The following is a 15,339-nucleotide window of genomic DNA, read 5'->3' as shown; positions in this document are numbered from 1 at the left end:
TCCATTGAGCAACAATCTTCGCTGTGATATCATTGATATCAACATTGGAGAATTGCATGGGCGATATGCTGATCAGGGACGTCCCCGAGCCGTTGAAACGAGAAATCGAACAGGCCGCACGAAGCGGCGGCCAGAGCCTATCGGGAAAAGCAATCGATCTGTTACGCAAAGGCATGGTCGCCGAAAAGGAGGCCAAGCCAGAGCCCGGTCTGTCGGCATGGGACAATATACGCTCCGCATTCGCGACGGAGAATGCGATCGACGACGAATTCGCCGAGATCATGGACAAGATCGAAGCGGATAGAAAACGCGACTTTGGGCGCCCGTCCGAGGATTTCGAGTGATCGTCCTCGACACCAACGTCATTTCCGAAACGAGCAGGACGGCACCCGATGCGAACCTGGTCGAATGGTTTCGCAAACAGGAGTTGCTCGACCTGTACCTGTGCGGCCCTGTCGTCATGGAGCAATCCTTCGGTGCCGAACGATTTCTGAACAAGACCGGCTCCGATCGCCATGTCCGTGCTCTCGATCACCTGATCTCGAAGCAGTTCTCCGGTCGCGTCGTGGAATTTGCTGGTTCTATCCCTCGCCTTGCCGGCAAGCTCCGAGCGACGCGGGAACGGCTCGGGCGCCCAATCAGCCTTGCTGATGCCATGATCGCCGCGATCTGTCTCGCGCATGACGCCACGTTGGCAACCCGCAATGTTCGCGACTTCGACGGGCTTGACCTTAAGCTCGTAAACCCGTTTGAAACGAGTACCTGAGCCGGGTCACGGCAAGGCAGGAACAAGGCCGCAAAAGAAAAATGCCCCTTCGCGTCATCTTCATGGGCACGCCGGAGTTTTCGGTGCCGACGCTGCGTGCCATCGCTGAAGCCGGACATGAGATAGCAGCTGTTTATACGCAGCCGCCGCGCGCCGCAGGCCGGCGCGGGCTGGAGTTGACGCCGTCCCCCGTGCAGCGCGAGGCCGAGCGGCTGGGTATCGAGGTACGCACGCCGACATCGTTGAAGGGCGAGGCCGAACAGGCCGCTTTTGCCGCCCTTGGCGCCGATATCGCCGTGGTCGTCGCCTATGGCTTGCTCCTGCCCAAGGCGGTTCTGGAGGCACCCCGGCTTGGCTGCGTCAACGGCCACGCTTCGCTTTTGCCGCGCTGGCGCGGCGCGGCACCCATCCAGCGCGCCATCATGGCCGGCGACACCGAGACCGGCATGATGGTGATGCGCATGGAGGAGGGCCTCGACACCGGTCCGGTGGGATTGGTTGAAAAATGCGCCATCCACCCCGATATGACAGCCGGCGATCTGCATGATCGGTTGATGAGTGTTGGCGCTGCCCTGATGGCGGAAGCGCTGGCACGGCTGGAACAGAACATCCTGACGTTTACCGCGCAAGCGGCCGAAGGGGTGACTTACGCCAGGAAAATCGATAAATCCGAGACGCGCGTGGAGTGGACACGGCCCGCGGCCGAGGTCCACAACCACATTCGTGGCCTGTCGCCCTTTCCTGGCGCCTGGTCCGAGATTGACATTGGCGGCCGCATCGAACGGCTGAAACTGCTTCGCTCGACGCTATCCGAAGGCCTGTCGCTTTCGGAAGATTTGGGCGAGTCGGGAGGAATTCTCGATGACCGGCTGACGGTCGCCTGCGGAAAAGGCGCGATCAGGGTGGTCGAAGTTCAACGTGCGGGCGGAAGGCCCGCTGCCGCGTCGGAGTTCCTGCGCGGAGCCAAGATCGAAAAAGGACTGAAATTCTCATGAGCATGATGTCGATACGCGCGGCGACGCCGCGGGACCGCGAGGCCATTCGCCTCGTCGAAGAACACGCATTCGGCCAGCAGACGGAGGCCGGACTGGTCGACGCGTTGGTGACCGGCGGTGACGCCGTCGTCGAACTGGTGGCGGAAGAGGACGGCCAGGCCGTTGGCCACATCCTGTTTTCGCGGCTGTTCGTGCAGAACGGCGGCAACAGTTTTGCCGCCGTGGCGCTTGCCCCGCTGGCGGTGGAGCCGTCTTTTCACGGCTCCGGCATCGGCGGCGCGCTGATCCGCGAGGCCCATATCCGGCTCAGGGATGCCGGCGAGACGCTGGCTGTCGTGCTGGGCGATCCGGCCTATTACGGCCGTTTCGGCTATAGCCATGCCCGGGCTGAAAAGTTCGAAAGCGAATACCAAGGCGAAGCGCTGCAGGCGCTGGCCTGGGGCGACGCACCCGAAGCCGGCAGACTGGTCTACGCCTCCGCCTTTACCGCTCTCGCCGCCTAGGCGAGGGCGTATAACCGACCGGCATGCCGCGTTTTCGCCTCGATATCGAATATGACGGCAGCCTGTTTGCCGGCTGGCAGCACCAGGCCGACCAGCCTTCGGTGCAGCAGGCGATCGAACAGGCGATCGAGAAATTCTGCGGCGAGGCGGTCCGGCTGCGCGCCGCCGGCCGCACCGATGCCGGCGTGCACGCGACCGCGCAGGTGGCGCATGTCGACCTTGCCAAGGCGTGGCCCGACGACAAGGTGCGCGATGCCATCAATGCACACCTGCAGGTGGCCGGCGCGCGCATCGTCATCCTGAAGGCCACGATCGCCCCGGACGATTTCGATGCCCGTTTCTCGGCCATCGGCCGGCACTATCTCTACCGCATTCTCAACCGGCGGGCGCCCTCGGCGCTGGAGAAGGGTAAGGTGTGGTGGGTGCCGAAGCGGCTCGATGCCGCCGCCATGCATGAGGCGGCGAAGCTCCTGCTCGGCCGGCACGACTTCACCACCTTCCGCTCCACCCAGTGCCAGGCCAACAGCCCGGTCAGGACGTTGGAGCGGCTCGATGTGAGCCGGACGGGCGACGTGATCGAGGTGAGAGCCTCGGCGCGGTCCTTCCTGCACAACCAGGTGCGCTCCATGGTCGGCTCGCTCAAGCGGGTCGGCGACGGAAGCTGGACATCAGGCGATCTCAAGACCGCGCTCGAGGCGCGAGACCGCGCCGCCTGCGGTCAGGTAGCGCCGCCCGATGGACTTTTCCTGATAGGCGTCGATTATCCCGGATAGAACACGGTTCTATCCCGGATAAGAGCCTCGCTCTATCCGGGATAGAGCCCGGAAAGGCTCTGGGCCCCGACATCGTCCGGTACGCTGATCCCAAGCAGCATCTGCAGCCCGAACAGCGCCAGCAGCGAAGCGATGAACATGCCGACGAAAACGGCGGTGCCGACCGCCGCGCCCCTGCCGATCGTGGCGGTGGTCATGCGCCAGGTCAGCACCATCGACAGGGAAAACAACAGCAGCGACACCAAGCTCGCGACCTGGCTTGTCGACGACAGGAAAAGCCTGATCAGCGCCGATGGCAGCATCAGCCAGGCTGTAATGGCCGAAGCCCAGTTGCTGGCGACGACATAGTGGACGAAGCGCCCGCCGATGCCGGCGCGCGGCGCCACCAAGGCGAGCGCGACCAGCGGCAGCACCCAGGAGCCGATATCGACCGTCGCCAGCCGCACCAGCATGCTGAAGCGGCCGGCGAAGGCATCGGGATCGCTGATCTCGTTGGCGATGCCGACCCAGCCGACGATCAGCGCCGGTGCCGCGACGATGATGGCGAAGAACGAATTCCAGAAACCGTCGGCCGACAGGTCGAGCAGGCGCAATCCGTCGACCTTGCCGAGCATCAGCCGCCAGGCGCCGGTCAGCGAAGCTTGGGTTTCGTCCGCGGTAAGCATGCTCAGCCCTGTCCGAACCAGTCGTCGATGAAGCGCTGGTAGATCCGCGTCAGCGTTTCCAGATCGGCGATGGCGACGCGCTCGTCGACCATGTGCATGGTCTTGCCGACCAGGCCGAATTCCACCACCGGGCAATAATCCTTGATGAAGCGCGCATCCGATGTGCCGCCGGAGGTGGACAGCGCCGGCGTTTTGCCGACCACCGCCTTGACCGAGCCGCTCAGCGTCTCGACCAGCCTGTCGTCGCGGGTCAGGAAGACATGGCTCGGCCGGTCGCGCCAGACCAAGTCATAGTCGACCGGCGTCTTCTTGCCCGGCCGGTATTTCTTGCGCCCCGCGGCCTGATCGAGGCGGTTGTGGATTTCCGCCTGGACCGTCTCGGCCGTCCAGCTGTCGTTGAAGCGGATGTTGAAGGTGGCGGTCGCCTTGGCGGGAATGACGTTGGTGGCCGGGTTGCCGACATCGATGGAGGTCACCTCCAGGTTGGTCGGCTGGAAATCCTTGGTTCCCTTGTCGAAGACGGGATGCAGCAAGGCGTCCACCAGGCTCATCAGGCCGCGCACCGGATTGTCGGCAAGCTGCGGGTAGGCGGCATGGCCCTGGCGGCCATTGACGGTGATGCTGCCCGACATCGAGCCGCGCCGGCCGATCTTGATCATGTCGCCGAGCGTGTCCGGATTGGTCGGCTCGCCAACGATCGAAGCGTCCCACCTTTCGCCTTTGGACGCGGCCCATTCGAGCAGCTTGACCGTGCCGTTGATGGCCGGACCTTCCTCGTCGCCGGTGATCAGCAGCGACACCGAGCCCTTCGGGCCGCCATTTGCCTCGACATGGCGCGCCACCGCGGCGATGAAACAGGCAATGCCGCCCTTCATGTCGACGGCGCCGCGGCCATACATCTCGCCATTGGCGATCTCGGCGGCGAAAGGCGGATGCGTCCAGGCGGCTTCGTCGCCGATGGGCACGACGTCGGTATGGCCCGCGAACATCAGATGCGGGCCGTTGCCGGAGCGCCGTGCATAGAGGTTCTCGATATCGGGCGTGCCGTCCTCGGAGAACACCGGCCGATCGACCAGAAAGCCGAGCGGTTTCAGCATAGCCTCCAGCGCGCTCAGGGCGCCGCCTTCGGCTGGCGTCACCGAGGCACAGCGGATGAGAGAGACGAGGTTTGCGGCGGGGTCAGTCGGCAGCGTCATGGCAAAAGCGATAGTCGAAAGCGAAAGGCCTGTCACTGCCAGACATAGGGCCAAGCCAATGGCCGACGATACCGCCGACATTATGGTTTTCGTGTCGTATAGTTCTGGCCGACGCGGGGTAAGAGATGGCAAACAGCGAAAAGAGGATCGTCATTGCCGGCGCCGGCAGCATTGGCTGTTATGCCGGCGGCTGCCTGGCGCTCGCCGGGCGGCGGGTTGTCCTGCTCGCCAGACAGCGCGTCGAGGCAGCGCTGCGGCAGGGCGGATTGCGCGTCGGCGACCTCGACGGCCGCGATCGCCTGATCAAGCCGGAAGCGCTTGCGGTCACCACCGATCCTGCCGCCGTCTTGCCGGAGGCCGACGTGATCCTGGTCACTGTCAAGAGCGGCGCGACGCAGGATATGGCAGCACTCATCAAGGCCCATGCCCGTCCGGATGCCGTGGTCGTGAGCCTGCAGAACGGCGTCGACAATGCCGACAGGCTGCGCGCGGCGCTTGGCCGGCAAACGGTGCTGGCCGGCATGGTGCCGTTCAATGTCGTGCAATCAGCCGATGGAGAGCTGCCGCTGCGCGTCCACCGCGCCAGCGACGGAAAGGTGATGGTCGAAGATGCCGGCCTTGCCGGCCTTCTCGACGTCGAAGGTCTCGCGGTCCAAGCGCATGGCGACATGAAGGCCGTGCTGTGGGGCAAGCTTCTGATGAACCTGAACAATGCGCTGGTGGCGCTGTCAGGCCTTCCGCTGGCAACCGAACTCGCCGACAGGCGCTGGCGGCTGATCCTCGCCGACCAGATCGACGAAGCGCTGCGGGCCATGAAGGCCTCCGGCGTCGAGCCGGCGCGCATCGCCGGCCTGCGCCCGGCGCTGCTGCCGAAGGTGCTCAGGCTGCCCGACTGGCTGTTCAAATTGCTGGCGCGGCGCATGCTGGCGATCGACCCCGAGGCGCGCTCGTCGATGTGGGACGATCTTCGGCGCGGCCGGCCGACCGAGATCGGCGACCTGCAGGGTGCTGTTTTGCTGCTCGCTGAAAAAGCCGGCACGCCGGCGCCGACGGTCCAGCGGATCAGCGCCCTGGTGCGCGTGGCGGAAGCCGAGCGGCTCGGCTCGCCGGGCCTGGCGCCGGAGAAGGTTGTGGCGCCTCCGGCCGGCCGTCGATCAACGTGATCTTCTGCCAGATTTTGCGCGACAGGTTGGACGCCAGGTTCTCGACGTCGTTGACGCCGTCGATGACGACGGCGTCATTGACGGACTGGGCGAACAGCGCCGCGATCTTGCCGGTGATGGACAGCATTTCGGAGCAATAGTCGAGATAGCGCGCGAGATCCGCGGCATTGGTGATGCGGGCCGGCGAATGCGAGGTCGGTTTGAAACTGGCCGACAGCGCCGCCGGATCCTTGGTGAGCTGATGCATGTCGATGACGTGGATCAGCGAACGCAGGCCGTGCAACTGGCGAAACACCCGCTTGCGCTTGATGCGCTCCTCGGTGCGGGTCAGGGCGAGGAAGCCGAGCACGGCGAGGATGATCATGTTGATCGTGGCTTCGATGCCTTGCACCGACTGCACCGCGTCGTCAGCCTGGGAGATGTGAATGAGGGGCAGGATGGTGCCGACGAAGACGAAGATCAGCCCACCGCCGATCACGGCTGCGACAATGATGCCACGCAGCCACCAGATCGGCGCTTCCAGGGCCTTGGCGGCCTTGGCCAGATCGCGCGACAACGACACCAGTTCGGCGGCGACGCCGCGCAACCCGGCGTCCGGGAAACGGTCAGCCACGCGGCCTTCAAGCCGCTCGGCGGTTTCGATGATCAGTTTCGGATCAAGCGTGCGATAGCGCATGGCGAGATATCCGATCGGCCCCCTTATCGGCCCCCTTAGAGCGTGATGCCGAAAAGTGTGAAGCGGTTTCGGACGACATCATGCTCTATTTCTTTAATTCAGCCGGCTCGTTGGTGCGCCGGCCGTAGCGGTTGGGCCCAGGCTGCCCTGGAAACAGGCACAACAAAAGGAAGGCGACGATCGAGACGACCGGCACGAACAGGATCAGCGCGGCGATGCCCGGCTTGTCGAGGTCGTGCAGCCGCTTCACCGCCAGCGCGATGTTCGACCACAGCGAGGCGATGAAGGCGATGAAGAAGATGAACGACCACATGTTGCTCTCGGCCGAGCCCTCCGGCACCAGCGTGAAGCGGTACAGCGGGAACGCCTGGATGATGGCGACGAGCAATCCGCCGAGAAAATAGGCCGCGCGGCTGACGCGGCCCGAGGTCTTGAAGAAAAGCCAGTTGAGATCCGATCTTTCAGGCAAGCGGGTCCGATCCATATTGATTGGCACCCCTGGTGCCTTCGAGGATGCCGAGTTCGACCAGCAGCCAGATGCCGCCGATGACGGGTACGAAGCCGATCAGCGTCCACCAGCCCGACTTGTTGCGGTCGTGCCAGCGTTTGGCATAGAGGGCAATCGCGAAATAGATCGATGCCAGCGCGAAGAGGATGCCGATGATGCCGATCTGGGCACCGCTGGCCGTGGTGAAACGCGTGCCGGGGATCGCATCGAGAATGAAAGCAATAACGCCGATAACGATGAATACGCCGATGCCAGCCCAGAACTTGCCCCGGTTGATGCGACCGTCAAAGCTTGTGAGCAGATATTTCCAGTCCATGTCACCCCTCCATGTTGAACCAGCGCGACCGATCGTCGCGCCGGCGGAAGGTGCACCTGCCCGGCTGAAAGATCAATCGCGCAGCAACTCGTTGATCGAGGTCTTGGACCGGGTCCTGGCGTCGACCCGCTTGACGATGACGGCGCAATAGAGGCCTGGGCCCGGTTCGTTGTTGGGAAACGCCTTGCCCGGCATCGATCCGGCGACGACAACGGAATTCGGCGGCACCTCGCCGTAGAAGACCTCGCCGGTGGCGCGGTCGACGATCTTGGTCGATTGGCCGATGAAGACACCCATGCCGAGCACCGAGCCTTCGCGCACGATGCAGCCCTCGACCACTTCGGAACGCGCGCCGATGAAGCAATTGTCCTCGATGATGGTGGGGCCGGCCTGCATCGGCTCCAGCACGCCGCCGATGCCGACGCCGCCCGAAAGGTGGACATTCTTGCCTATCTGGGCACAGGAGCCGACCGAAGCCCAGGTATCGACCATGGTGCCGCTATCGACATAGGCGCCGACATTGACGAAGGACGGCATCAAGACGGCGCCGGGCGCGACATAGGCCGAACGGCGCACGATCGATGACGGCACGGCGCGGAAGCCCGCCTTCTCGAAATCGACGGCGCTCCAGCCGTCGAACTTGGACGCCACTTTGTCCCACCACACGGCCTCGCCGGGGCCGCCCTTGATGATCTCCATCGGATTGAGCCGGAAGGAGAGCAGCACGGCCTTCTTCAGCCACTGGTTGACGTGCCATTTGCCGTCGGCCTGCCGCTCGGCGACGCGGGCGGTGCCGCGGTCGAGCAGGTCGAGTGCCGACTGGATGGCGTCGCGCACCTCGCCGCGGGTCGCGGTCGAAATGGCGTCGCGTTCCTCGAAGGCCCTGTCGATGGTCTTTTCGAGGCTCGCCAGATCGGGCTTCGACATGAATTTGCTCCATTACCAAGCTGTTAAGGGCTGCGCCTTAACCTGTTTAAAAGTCGCGCGGACCCTATGTTAAGGCTCAATGGGGGTCAATCGCGGCTGCGTCACGGGACGACGCAAGTAAAGGAATGGACGGGTGGATTCGATGACTCCCATGGAAAAGGCGGGATGGACGCCGCTGCCGCATTCGGACGAGGATCTGGAGCGGTCGAAAAGCGTGCCGGACACGCCGCAGACGCGGGCCGAAACCTACCGCCTGGCCTGGAACGATCCCGACTTCATGACGCGGCGCGAATTGCGAGCGGTCAGGCTGCAACTGGAACTGCTGAAGCCGGAAATGATCCTGGCCGAGCGCGGCATCCGTTCGACGGTGATCCTGTTCGGCGGCGCGCGCCTGCCCGAACCGGGCGGCGAGGCCTGGGCCGCCAAGAACGAGACGCAGAAGAAGAACCTCGAGGAAAACAGCAAATATTACGAAGAGGCGCGCAAATTCGCCCGCCTCTGCTCGCAGCAGTCGGCCACGTCATATTATCGCGAATATGTCGTGGTGACCGGCGGCGGGCCTGGCGTGATGGAGGCGGGAAACCGCGGCGCCGCCGATGTCGGCGCGCCGTCGATCGGGCTCAACATCGTGTTGCCGCACGAGCAGGCACCGAACCCCTATGTTACGCCGGAGCTCTGCTTCAACTTCCACTATTTTGCCATCCGCAAGATGCACTTCGTCATGCGCGCCAAGGCCGTGGCGGTATTTCCCGGCGGCTTCGGCACGATGGACGAGTTCTTCGAGACGCTGACGCTGATCCAGACCGGGCGCATGGAGCGCGTGCCGGTGATCCTGTTCGGCAAGTCCTTCTGGAAGCGGGCGATCGACCTCGACTTCCTCGCCGAGCAAGGCACCATCAGCCCGGGCGATCAGGACATCATCGATTTCGTCGACACAGCCGACGAAGCCTGGAGCATCATCGGCCGCTTCTACAAGCTAGGGGAATAGAAATTGAGGGAACTGGGAAATGGGAAATGAAGAGGAACTGGGGAAATGAAGAATTGAAGAAATGAGGGGCATGGTCTTGCGTCCCGACCAATTCCTCAATTCCTCACGACTATGGTCGTGAGGAACGTGGCGAGATCGTCGGTGACGAAATCGACGTCATCCTCGTTGGCCGGGTCGCGTTCCCAGATTTCCGAGAAGGTCGGCTCGAAATTGCGCGGCACCACGAGAACCGTGGTCATGCCCAGCGACTTCGGCACGGAAAGGTTGCGGGCGAGATCCTCGAACATTACCGCATTGTGGCCGGTGACGGCGTGCAGTTCTGCGAACTTCTCGTAGGTCTGGCGCGCCGGCTTGGGGTTGAGGCCGGCGGCGACGATATCGAAGATGTCATCGAAATGCTCGAGGATGCCGAGCTGGCGCGCGGTGCGCTCGGCGTGTCTGCGGTCGCCATTGGTGAAGATGAACTTGCGGCCGGGAAGCTGGCGGATGGCGGTGCCGAGAACGGGATCGGGCACCAGCCACGAATAATCGATGTCATGGACCTTCTCGAGGAAGTCGTCGGGATCGATGCCGTGGCGCGTCATCAGCCCGTTCAGCGTCGTGCCGTATTCGCGATACAGCTCCTTTTGCAGCTTGCGCGCCTCCTCGCGCGGCAGCGCCAGCAGTTCCCCGACATAGGCGGTCATCTTGACGTCGATCTGCGAGAACAGATTCGAGTGGTGCGGATAGAGCGTGTTGTCGAGGTCGAATACCCAGTCGGTGACATGGGCGAAGCGGGCGGGGTCGGGAAGCGTGGTCATGCGCTCCTTATGGCATGAAACAGGGATTCTGAAAGGGACTTTATCCACAACTTCTGCGCGTTGAAGTTGCAGAAATAGCTTCACGATTCAAATTTTATGCATCCCGGAAAGATAGCCTTCAGGGCTTGCTGGCACAGAGACAGTCCTGTGGGGAGCCTGCGATGAACAGCATTATTCTCAAAGCCGCCGCCATCGCCTTCGCCTCCGTCGCGGCCTCTCTCCTGCTGACGTTGATCATCGTGCCAGCCATGGGGTTTCCGGTCACCCGCACGATCTGGCTGACATCGACGCTCTGTCCGCTGGTCCTTGCCTGGACGGCATGCGCCGGCACGTTCTGGCAGAGCGACAGGCTGAAGAACGCCCATCGCGAACTTGCCCGTGCCCATGCCCAGCTCGCCGCCGCGCACCGCCGCCTGGCGGAAAAGGCGAGCCGCGACGACATGACCGGCATGCTCAACCGGGAGAGCTTCTTTGCCGCGCTGGACGGCTCCCGGCGCAAGTCCGACCGCGGCGCGCTGCTGATCATCGACGCCGATCATTTCAAGACGATCAATGACAATTTCGGCCACCTGACGGGCGACGACGCGCTGCTGTTGATCGCCAGCGCCATCGAGCGCGGCGTGCGCGGCGGCGACGTGCTCGGCCGCATCGGCGGCGAGGAGTTCGGCGCGTTTCTGACCGGAGCCACGGAAGAGGAGGCCAAGCGCGTTGCCGAACGGATCCGCCGCGAGGTCGAGCTGATCCGCTTCCGGCCTGTCGATGAACGGACCATCCCGTTGACGGTCAGCATAGGCGGCACCGTTTGCGGCGAGGATGTCAACGTATCGGAGCTGATGCGCGCCGCGGACCGGCGTCTCTACCAGGCCAAGCATGCGGGCCGCAACCTGACGATCCTGGGCACGGATATCTCGGCCGCCGCGTGAGTTGATCACGAATGACTGCCGGCCGTCGCAACGAGGCAGGCGGCCAGCAACCTCAATGGTGGGCGCCAGGGTGAGGAACGAACCTTTGCTCGGGCGTCGCGCGATCTTGCCTCGATCAGGTAGACGCCAACTGTTTGCCGACGAAGCATGGCGCAAGAGTCTGACCGGCGACGCCGGCCAATGATGGTGACAGGCAATGCCTCGGTGGCGGCGGCCATCATTGCAGGCCGTAGATGGCGATGCGCACCAGCACAGCGGCGGCGGCCAGCGACACCAGCAGGATGCCGACGCCGATGGGCGAGCCCCAGCCATACCACTCCATCGCCAGCTTGGCGTATTTGAACTCTTCCTCAGCCGAGAGAGGCGTATGCTGTTGGATCGGGCTCATTTTCCACTCCTCGTTGGCGGCCGACCCTTGCCTATCGCAAGCCGCGGCCGCATATTGCTATAATGGTCTAAATGTTAGACAGATTGATAGTTAGATGATCGAAATAAATTCGTCAAGCGAAGATCGCACCGAACTAGTCGCCGCGATCGGACTTGCCATCATGCAGTGGCAGGACGCGACGCAGGCCTATGACGAGGCGGTGGGGGCGAGACTCGGCCTCAACATGGCTGAGCGCCATTGCATTGGTTTGCTCCATGGCGGCCCGCAATCGGCCGGTGCGATCGCGGCCGCGACCGGGCTGACGCCGGCCGCGGTGACGGCGCTGATCGATCGGCTGGAGGCGCGCGGCCTGTTGACGCGCAAGCGCAACCTCGAGGACAGGCGCAAGGTGGTCATCGAGGCAACGGAGGCAACACGGGAGCTGTCGGCGCGATATTACGGCGCCATCGCGCGGGAAGGCGAGAAGGTCATTGCCACGTTCAGCGACGCCGAGCTTGCCACCATTCGGCGCTTCATCACCGCCGCGCTCGACCTGCAACGCGACCAGCTCGAGAGGTTGAAGACCGAGGCGCCACAAGCGCGCCGATTTGAATCGTCAATCGCCTAGCGTTCCGATCGGCCGAAGCGCCGTTCGAGATAGGCCTGGCCGAATTCCAGCGCGATCGACAGGATCCAGTAGATCATGGAGGCGGTGATCAGCATCTCGATGTGGCGGAACTCCGTCTGACCCATCGTGCGGGCGAGATACATGATCTCCCAGACGCCGACGACCGATACCAGCGAGGAATCCTTCAGCATGGCGATGAACTGGTTGCCGGTGGGCGGAATGATGACGCGCATGGCCTGCGGCAGGATGACCAGCGCCATGGTCTGGCCGGGACTCAGACCGAGCGCCGTTGCGCCTTCGCTTTGGCCGCGCGGAATGCTTTCGATGCCGGCGCGGAATATCTCGGTCATGTAGGCGCCATAACACAGCGACAGCGCCACGATGCCGGCCGGCACCGCGCCGATCACGTAGCCGACCTGCGGCAGGCCGAGATAGATGATGTAGATCTGCATCAGCAACGGCAGGCCGCGAAACAGCGACGTGTAGAAGGTGGCCAGTCCGTAAACGATGCCGTTGCCGGTCAGTTTGGCGATGGCGCCGACAAGCGCGATCAAGGTCGCGATAAGGATCGAGATCGCCGAAATGTAAAGCGTCGTGGTAACGCCCTGGGTGATCAGGAAGCCGACCTTCCTGGCGATGAAGGCAAAGGAGAGGTCGAAGGAATAGAAGAACAGCATCAGCAGCGCGAACAGCTCGATCCAGACGCCGGCGATCTGCTGGCGTCGGGGCAGGAGCAGCAGCAGCTTGCAGTTCACCAGCACCAGGAGCGCGATCAACACGGCCGAGAGGGCGCGCGACAGGGCTGGGTTGGCATGCAACCAGTCGGATGCAAGCGGCATCAACGAGCCGATCCAGCTCGACTTGATACCCATGGCGTAGAGGGCCGCGGCGAGCAGCGCCGGAAAAAGCGCCGCCGCGGCGTGGCGAACGAGCCCTGGATAGGAGAGCATCAGCCTGCCGATCATGCCGTCACCTTGTCCTTGGCGGTGGCGCGGCGTTCCCGCCACCAGTCCTGCGCCTGCAGTTTCCAGTAGGTGAGCTGCGCGGCGGCCAGGCCGGCGTTGCCGCCGGCCCAGCTCAGCCCGAACGGCGCGAACTGCCGGTACCGGTCCGAAGCGCCCAGAATGCCCTCCGCGACAATCTTTCCGGCAATCGCCGTGGTGTTGAGGCCATGGCCACCGAAAGCGGTGCAGTACCAGACGCCTGATCGCAGCTCTCCGATCTGGGGCATCAGATGCCGGGCGTAGGACATCAGCCCGGACCAGGCCAGCTCGGTCCTGAGGCCGGCAAGCTGCGGGTAGGTGCCGACCATCTCGCGGCGCAACTCGTGCGCCAGCGCGTCGGCGGAAGCGGCGCGCGTCGTGATGCGCCCGCCCCACAAAAGGCGATTGCCACCCTCGACCAGGCGATAATAGTCGCCGGCCCGCCTGTTGTCGCCGACGGCATCTGTCGTGGCCACGGCTTGCGCTATGAGGCGGGGAGCCGCCTCGGAAACCATCACATAGGTCGCGATGGGCAGAAAGGCGCGGTAGAGCTGGCCGAACACCGGGCCGGTATAGCCGCCGGTCGCGAGCACGATCTGGGGTGCCCGAAGCGTGCCCTGTCTGGTGCGAAGCATCTTTTGCGACCCCGAGAGATCGCATTCTACGACCTCCGAGCTTTCATGGATTTTGCCACCCAGGCGCTCGATCTCGTCAGCCAGGCAACGCAGATAGTTCAGCGGATGAATGTGAAAGGCGTTCGGGTCGCGCAGGCCCTGGTGGTAACGGACGGACTTCAGCACCGCACGGATGTCTTCTCTATCGAGATACTGAAGTTCATAGCCATGGTCGCGGGCCATCTGGTCGGCATAGGCCTTCAGCGCATCGCCGTCGTCGTAGCGCAAGACGCTGAGCAGGCCGGCACGCGGCAGGGCGGCCGATATTCCGAGCGTCTCGATGGTGTCGCGCACGAATTCCACGCCTTCGATCGACAGCCGATGCAGGTCGCGCGCCGCCTCCCCGCCGACCCGTGCGGCGATATTGTCGCCGCCGGTGGCAAAGCCGGGCGTGACGAAACCGCCATTGCGGCCCGAAGCGCCGAAACCGACGACCTGGGCTTCCAGCACGGCGACGTGCAGTCCGGCGCGCGCCAGCTGCAGCGCTGTCGTCAGCCCGGCCAGTCCGGCGCCGACGACGGCCACGTCACATTGCGCCTCGCCTTGCAGCGGAGGCCTCGTCTTCCGGTCGGTCAGAGTGCGGGCGTAGTAGGTGTCCGGATAGGCCATCGATGACTTTGCGGTGAGGGGCATGCGTTTGGTGTTCCCGCCGGCTGCCGAGGGACAGCCGGCGGGAATGACTTTACTTGGCGCTGTAGTCCTTGCCGTACCACTTCGTGGTCAGCGCGGCGAGCGTGCCGTCCGTTTTCATCCCGGTGATGATGCCCGCGACCTTTGCGGTCCACTCGGGATCCTTCTTCTCGGCGATGACGACGAGCGGCTCGCGGAAAGCGTACTCGCCTTCCAGGATCTTCACGGGATAGCCGTTCTTGATGGCATTCTGCGCCGTCTGCTCCGGGGCGATCACGGCGTTCAGGCGCACGCCGTCGCCAAGCCGCAGGTCATCGAAGGGAAGCATGGAATCCGCATAGGTGCGGATCTCGCCCGGCTCGAGCTTGTATTCGATGGGAGCCAGGCCTGGTGCGTCGATTTCGAGCTTGCGGCGGATGAAATCCTCCGACGTGGTAGCCGTCTCGACGCCGATGATCTTGCCGTTGAGATCGGCGACCGATTTCGCGCCGCTGTCCTTGTGCAGGACGTAGACATAGGGGCTGTAATAATAGATGCCGACAAAGTCGATCACCTTGGAACGGGCTTTCGTCGGCGTGACCGATCCGACGCCGAGGTCGTAGCGTCCCTGCCAGCGCCCGCCGGTCAGCGTCGCCCAATCGGGCGTTTCGAACGAGACCTCGACGCCAAGCCGCTTGCCGATCTCGCGCGAGACATCGATGTCGAATCCGGCGAGTTCGTTGCTGTCGTTGAGAAAGCTCTGTGGTGGCCAGGCCGCGTTGGTGGCGATGACCATCGCCTTTTTCGACGTGACGCGGTCCAGGGTTTCCCCCGCCATGGCAGCCGTTGTGATCGCGAATGTCGCTGCGGCAAGAACGG

20 protein-coding genes are annotated in these 15,339 nt (G+C 63.8%); 9 read left to right on the top strand and 11 right to left on the bottom strand.

Going from position 1 to position 15,339, the window contains the following annotated elements; genetic code table 11:
* Nucleotides 1–56: 56 nt before the first annotated feature.
* The 5 genes from O7A60_RS01285 to truA are packed head-to-tail and all read left to right on the top strand — an operon-like array spanning nt 57 to nt 3,037.
* Entirely contained in the window at nt 57–344 is a 288-nt protein-coding gene (locus tag O7A60_RS01285) for a plasmid stabilization protein (protein WP_337104665.1), read from the top strand.
* Complete coding sequence (locus O7A60_RS01280; protein ID WP_337104664.1) at nt 341–766, top strand: type II toxin-antitoxin system VapC family toxin; 426 nt, start codon at nt 341–343, stop codon at nt 764–766. The genes O7A60_RS01285 and O7A60_RS01280 overlap by 4 nt, the downstream gene beginning before the upstream one ends.
* A gap of 41 nt (nt 767–807) precedes the next feature.
* A complete protein-coding gene (gene fmt / locus O7A60_RS01275) occupies nt 808–1,761 on the top strand; it encodes a methionyl-tRNA formyltransferase (RefSeq protein WP_337104662.1) in 954 nt (317 codons plus the stop codon).
* Complete coding sequence (locus tag O7A60_RS01270; protein WP_337104661.1) at nt 1,758–2,264, top strand: GNAT family N-acetyltransferase; 507 nt, start codon at nt 1,758–1,760, stop codon at nt 2,262–2,264. Before fmt ends, O7A60_RS01270 begins: the two co-directional genes overlap by 4 nt.
* Before the next feature lie 23 nt (nt 2,265–2,287).
* Nucleotides 2,288–3,037 carry a tRNA pseudouridine(38-40) synthase TruA gene (gene truA, locus O7A60_RS01265; RefSeq protein ID WP_337104660.1) on the top strand — a complete coding sequence of 250 codons (750 nt, stop codon included), beginning with the start codon at nt 2,288–2,290 and terminating at the stop codon, nt 3,035–3,037.
* 32 nt (nt 3,038–3,069) lie between these two features.
* Here the strand turns inward: truA and O7A60_RS01260 are convergent, their stop codons facing one another.
* The gene (locus tag O7A60_RS01260; RefSeq protein WP_140715492.1) at nt 3,070–3,702 is read right to left on the bottom strand and encodes a transporter; all 633 of its coding nucleotides are present in this window, start codon (nt 3,700–3,702) and stop codon (nt 3,070–3,072) included.
* 2 nt (nt 3,703–3,704) lie between these two features.
* Nucleotides 3,705–4,898 carry a succinyl-diaminopimelate desuccinylase gene (gene dapE / locus O7A60_RS01255; protein ID WP_337104659.1) on the bottom strand — a complete coding sequence of 398 codons (1,194 nt, stop codon included), beginning with the start codon at nt 4,896–4,898 and terminating at the stop codon, nt 3,705–3,707.
* Between the two features lie 125 nt (nt 4,899–5,023).
* On the opposite strand from dapE, the gene O7A60_RS01250 reads away from it, so the two are divergent.
* On the top strand, nt 5,024–6,061 hold the full coding sequence (locus O7A60_RS01250; RefSeq protein ID WP_337104658.1) for a 2-dehydropantoate 2-reductase: 1,038 nt from the start codon (nt 5,024–5,026) through the stop codon (nt 6,059–6,061).
* Here O7A60_RS01250 and O7A60_RS01245 read toward each other — a convergent pair.
* From O7A60_RS01245 to dapD, 4 genes are all read right to left on the bottom strand, one after another.
* The gene (locus O7A60_RS01245) at nt 5,961–6,737 is read right to left on the bottom strand and encodes a hypothetical protein (RefSeq protein ID WP_337104657.1); all 777 of its coding nucleotides are present in this window, start codon (nt 6,735–6,737) and stop codon (nt 5,961–5,963) included. The genes O7A60_RS01250 and O7A60_RS01245 overlap by 101 nt on opposite strands.
* An 85-nt stretch (nt 6,738–6,822) precedes the next feature.
* Entirely contained in the window at nt 6,823–7,206 is a 384-nt protein-coding gene (locus O7A60_RS01240) for a DUF805 domain-containing protein (RefSeq protein ID WP_337104656.1), read from the bottom strand.
* Nucleotides 7,199–7,561, bottom strand: a complete 363-nt coding sequence (locus tag O7A60_RS01235) for a DUF805 domain-containing protein (protein WP_337104655.1) — start codon at nt 7,559–7,561, stop codon at nt 7,199–7,201. The genes O7A60_RS01240 and O7A60_RS01235 overlap by 8 nt, the downstream gene beginning before the upstream one ends.
* A 72-nt stretch (nt 7,562–7,633) precedes the next feature.
* Nucleotides 7,634–8,488, bottom strand: coding sequence for a 2,3,4,5-tetrahydropyridine-2,6-dicarboxylate N-succinyltransferase (gene dapD / locus O7A60_RS01230; RefSeq protein WP_140508383.1), 855 nt, complete (start codon nt 8,486–8,488; stop codon nt 7,634–7,636).
* Nucleotides 8,489–8,630: 142 nt separating this feature from the next.
* On the opposite strand from dapD, the gene O7A60_RS01225 reads away from it, so the two are divergent.
* Nucleotides 8,631–9,476 (top strand): LOG family protein, encoded by an 846-nt coding sequence (locus O7A60_RS01225; RefSeq protein ID WP_337104881.1) that lies wholly within the window; start codon nt 8,631–8,633, stop codon nt 9,474–9,476.
* A gap of 95 nt (nt 9,477–9,571) precedes the next feature.
* Here O7A60_RS01225 and O7A60_RS01220 read toward each other — a convergent pair whose 3' ends face one another.
* Nucleotides 9,572–10,276, bottom strand: coding sequence for a pyrimidine 5'-nucleotidase (locus tag O7A60_RS01220; RefSeq protein ID WP_337104654.1), 705 nt, complete (start codon nt 10,274–10,276; stop codon nt 9,572–9,574).
* A 161-nt stretch (nt 10,277–10,437) separates the two neighbouring features.
* On the opposite strand from O7A60_RS01220, the gene O7A60_RS01215 reads away from it, so the two are divergent.
* Nucleotides 10,438–11,199, top strand: coding sequence for a GGDEF domain-containing protein (locus O7A60_RS01215; RefSeq protein WP_027143831.1), 762 nt, complete (start codon nt 10,438–10,440; stop codon nt 11,197–11,199).
* 217 nt (nt 11,200–11,416) lie between these two features.
* On the opposite strand, the gene O7A60_RS01210 is transcribed toward O7A60_RS01215, so the two are convergent.
* A complete protein-coding gene (locus O7A60_RS01210) occupies nt 11,417–11,587 on the bottom strand; it encodes a hypothetical protein (RefSeq protein ID WP_337104653.1) in 171 nt (56 codons plus the stop codon).
* Nucleotides 11,588–11,681: 94 nt separating this feature from the next.
* Between O7A60_RS01210 and O7A60_RS01205 the strand changes: the two genes are divergently transcribed.
* Complete coding sequence (locus tag O7A60_RS01205) at nt 11,682–12,194, top strand: MarR family winged helix-turn-helix transcriptional regulator (RefSeq protein ID WP_337104652.1); 513 nt, start codon at nt 11,682–11,684, stop codon at nt 12,192–12,194.
* Here O7A60_RS01205 and O7A60_RS01200 read toward each other — a convergent pair.
* From O7A60_RS01200 to O7A60_RS01190, 3 genes are all read right to left on the bottom strand, one after another.
* Complete coding sequence (locus tag O7A60_RS01200; protein WP_337104651.1) at nt 12,191–13,159, bottom strand: amino acid ABC transporter permease; 969 nt, start codon at nt 13,157–13,159, stop codon at nt 12,191–12,193. The genes O7A60_RS01205 and O7A60_RS01200 overlap by 4 nt on opposite strands.
* Complete coding sequence (locus O7A60_RS01195; RefSeq protein WP_337104880.1) at nt 13,156–14,460, bottom strand: NAD(P)/FAD-dependent oxidoreductase; 1,305 nt, start codon at nt 14,458–14,460, stop codon at nt 13,156–13,158. Before O7A60_RS01195 ends, O7A60_RS01200 begins: the two co-directional genes overlap by 4 nt.
* Nucleotides 14,461–14,533: 73 nt before the next feature.
* Entirely contained in the window at nt 14,534–15,298 is a 765-nt protein-coding gene (locus O7A60_RS01190) for a transporter substrate-binding domain-containing protein (protein ID WP_245262126.1), read from the bottom strand.
* Nucleotides 15,299–15,339 lie beyond the last annotated feature (41 nt).

It is taken from the genome of Mesorhizobium salmacidum (SeqCode) (assembly GCF_037179605.1).
Classification (GTDB): Bacteria; Pseudomonadota; Alphaproteobacteria; order Rhizobiales; family Rhizobiaceae; genus Mesorhizobium; species Mesorhizobium salmacidum.
The sequence above is the reverse complement of the archived record's forward strand: the minus strand, read 5'-3'. Positions and strand labels throughout refer to the sequence as shown.

Coding starts and splice junctions, on each gene's coding strand:
- O7A60_RS01285 (WP_337104665.1), top strand. CDS start 57: ATGGGCGATATGCTGATCAGGGACGTCCCCGAGCCGTTGAAACGAGAA.
- fmt (WP_337104662.1), top strand. CDS start 808: ATGCCCCTTCGCGTCATCTTCATGGGCACGCCGGAGTTTTCGGTGCCG.
- O7A60_RS01270 (WP_337104661.1), top strand. CDS start 1,758: ATGAGCATGATGTCGATACGCGCGGCGACGCCGCGGGACCGCGAGGCC.
- truA (WP_337104660.1), top strand. CDS start 2,288: ATGCCGCGTTTTCGCCTCGATATCGAATATGACGGCAGCCTGTTTGCC.
- O7A60_RS01260 (WP_140715492.1), bottom strand. CDS start 3,702: ATGCTTACCGCGGACGAAACCCAAGCTTCGCTGACCGGCGCCTGGCGG.
- dapE (WP_337104659.1), bottom strand. CDS start 4,898: ATGACGCTGCCGACTGACCCCGCCGCAAACCTCGTCTCTCTCATCCGC.
- O7A60_RS01250 (WP_337104658.1), top strand. CDS start 5,024: ATGGCAAACAGCGAAAAGAGGATCGTCATTGCCGGCGCCGGCAGCATT.
- O7A60_RS01245 (WP_337104657.1), bottom strand. CDS start 6,737: ATGCGCTATCGCACGCTTGATCCGAAACTGATCATCGAAACCGCCGAG.
- O7A60_RS01235 (WP_337104655.1), bottom strand. CDS start 7,561: ATGGACTGGAAATATCTGCTCACAAGCTTTGACGGTCGCATCAACCGG.
- dapD (WP_140508383.1), bottom strand. CDS start 8,488: ATGTCGAAGCCCGATCTGGCGAGCCTCGAAAAGACCATCGACAGGGCC.
- O7A60_RS01225 (WP_337104881.1), top strand. CDS start 8,631: ATGACTCCCATGGAAAAGGCGGGATGGACGCCGCTGCCGCATTCGGAC.
- O7A60_RS01220 (WP_337104654.1), bottom strand. CDS start 10,276: ATGACCACGCTTCCCGACCCCGCCCGCTTCGCCCATGTCACCGACTGG.
- O7A60_RS01215 (WP_027143831.1), top strand. CDS start 10,438: ATGAACAGCATTATTCTCAAAGCCGCCGCCATCGCCTTCGCCTCCGTC.
- O7A60_RS01210 (WP_337104653.1), bottom strand. CDS start 11,587: ATGAGCCCGATCCAACAGCATACGCCTCTCTCGGCTGAGGAAGAGTTC.
- O7A60_RS01205 (WP_337104652.1), top strand. CDS start 11,682: ATGATCGAAATAAATTCGTCAAGCGAAGATCGCACCGAACTAGTCGCC.
- O7A60_RS01200 (WP_337104651.1), bottom strand. CDS start 13,159: ATGATCGGCAGGCTGATGCTCTCCTATCCAGGGCTCGTTCGCCACGCC.
- O7A60_RS01195 (WP_337104880.1), bottom strand. CDS start 14,460: ATGGCCTATCCGGACACCTACTACGCCCGCACTCTGACCGACCGGAAG.
- O7A60_RS01190 (WP_245262126.1), bottom strand. CDS start 15,298: ATGGCGGGGGAAACCCTGGACCGCGTCACGTCGAAAAAGGCGATGGTC.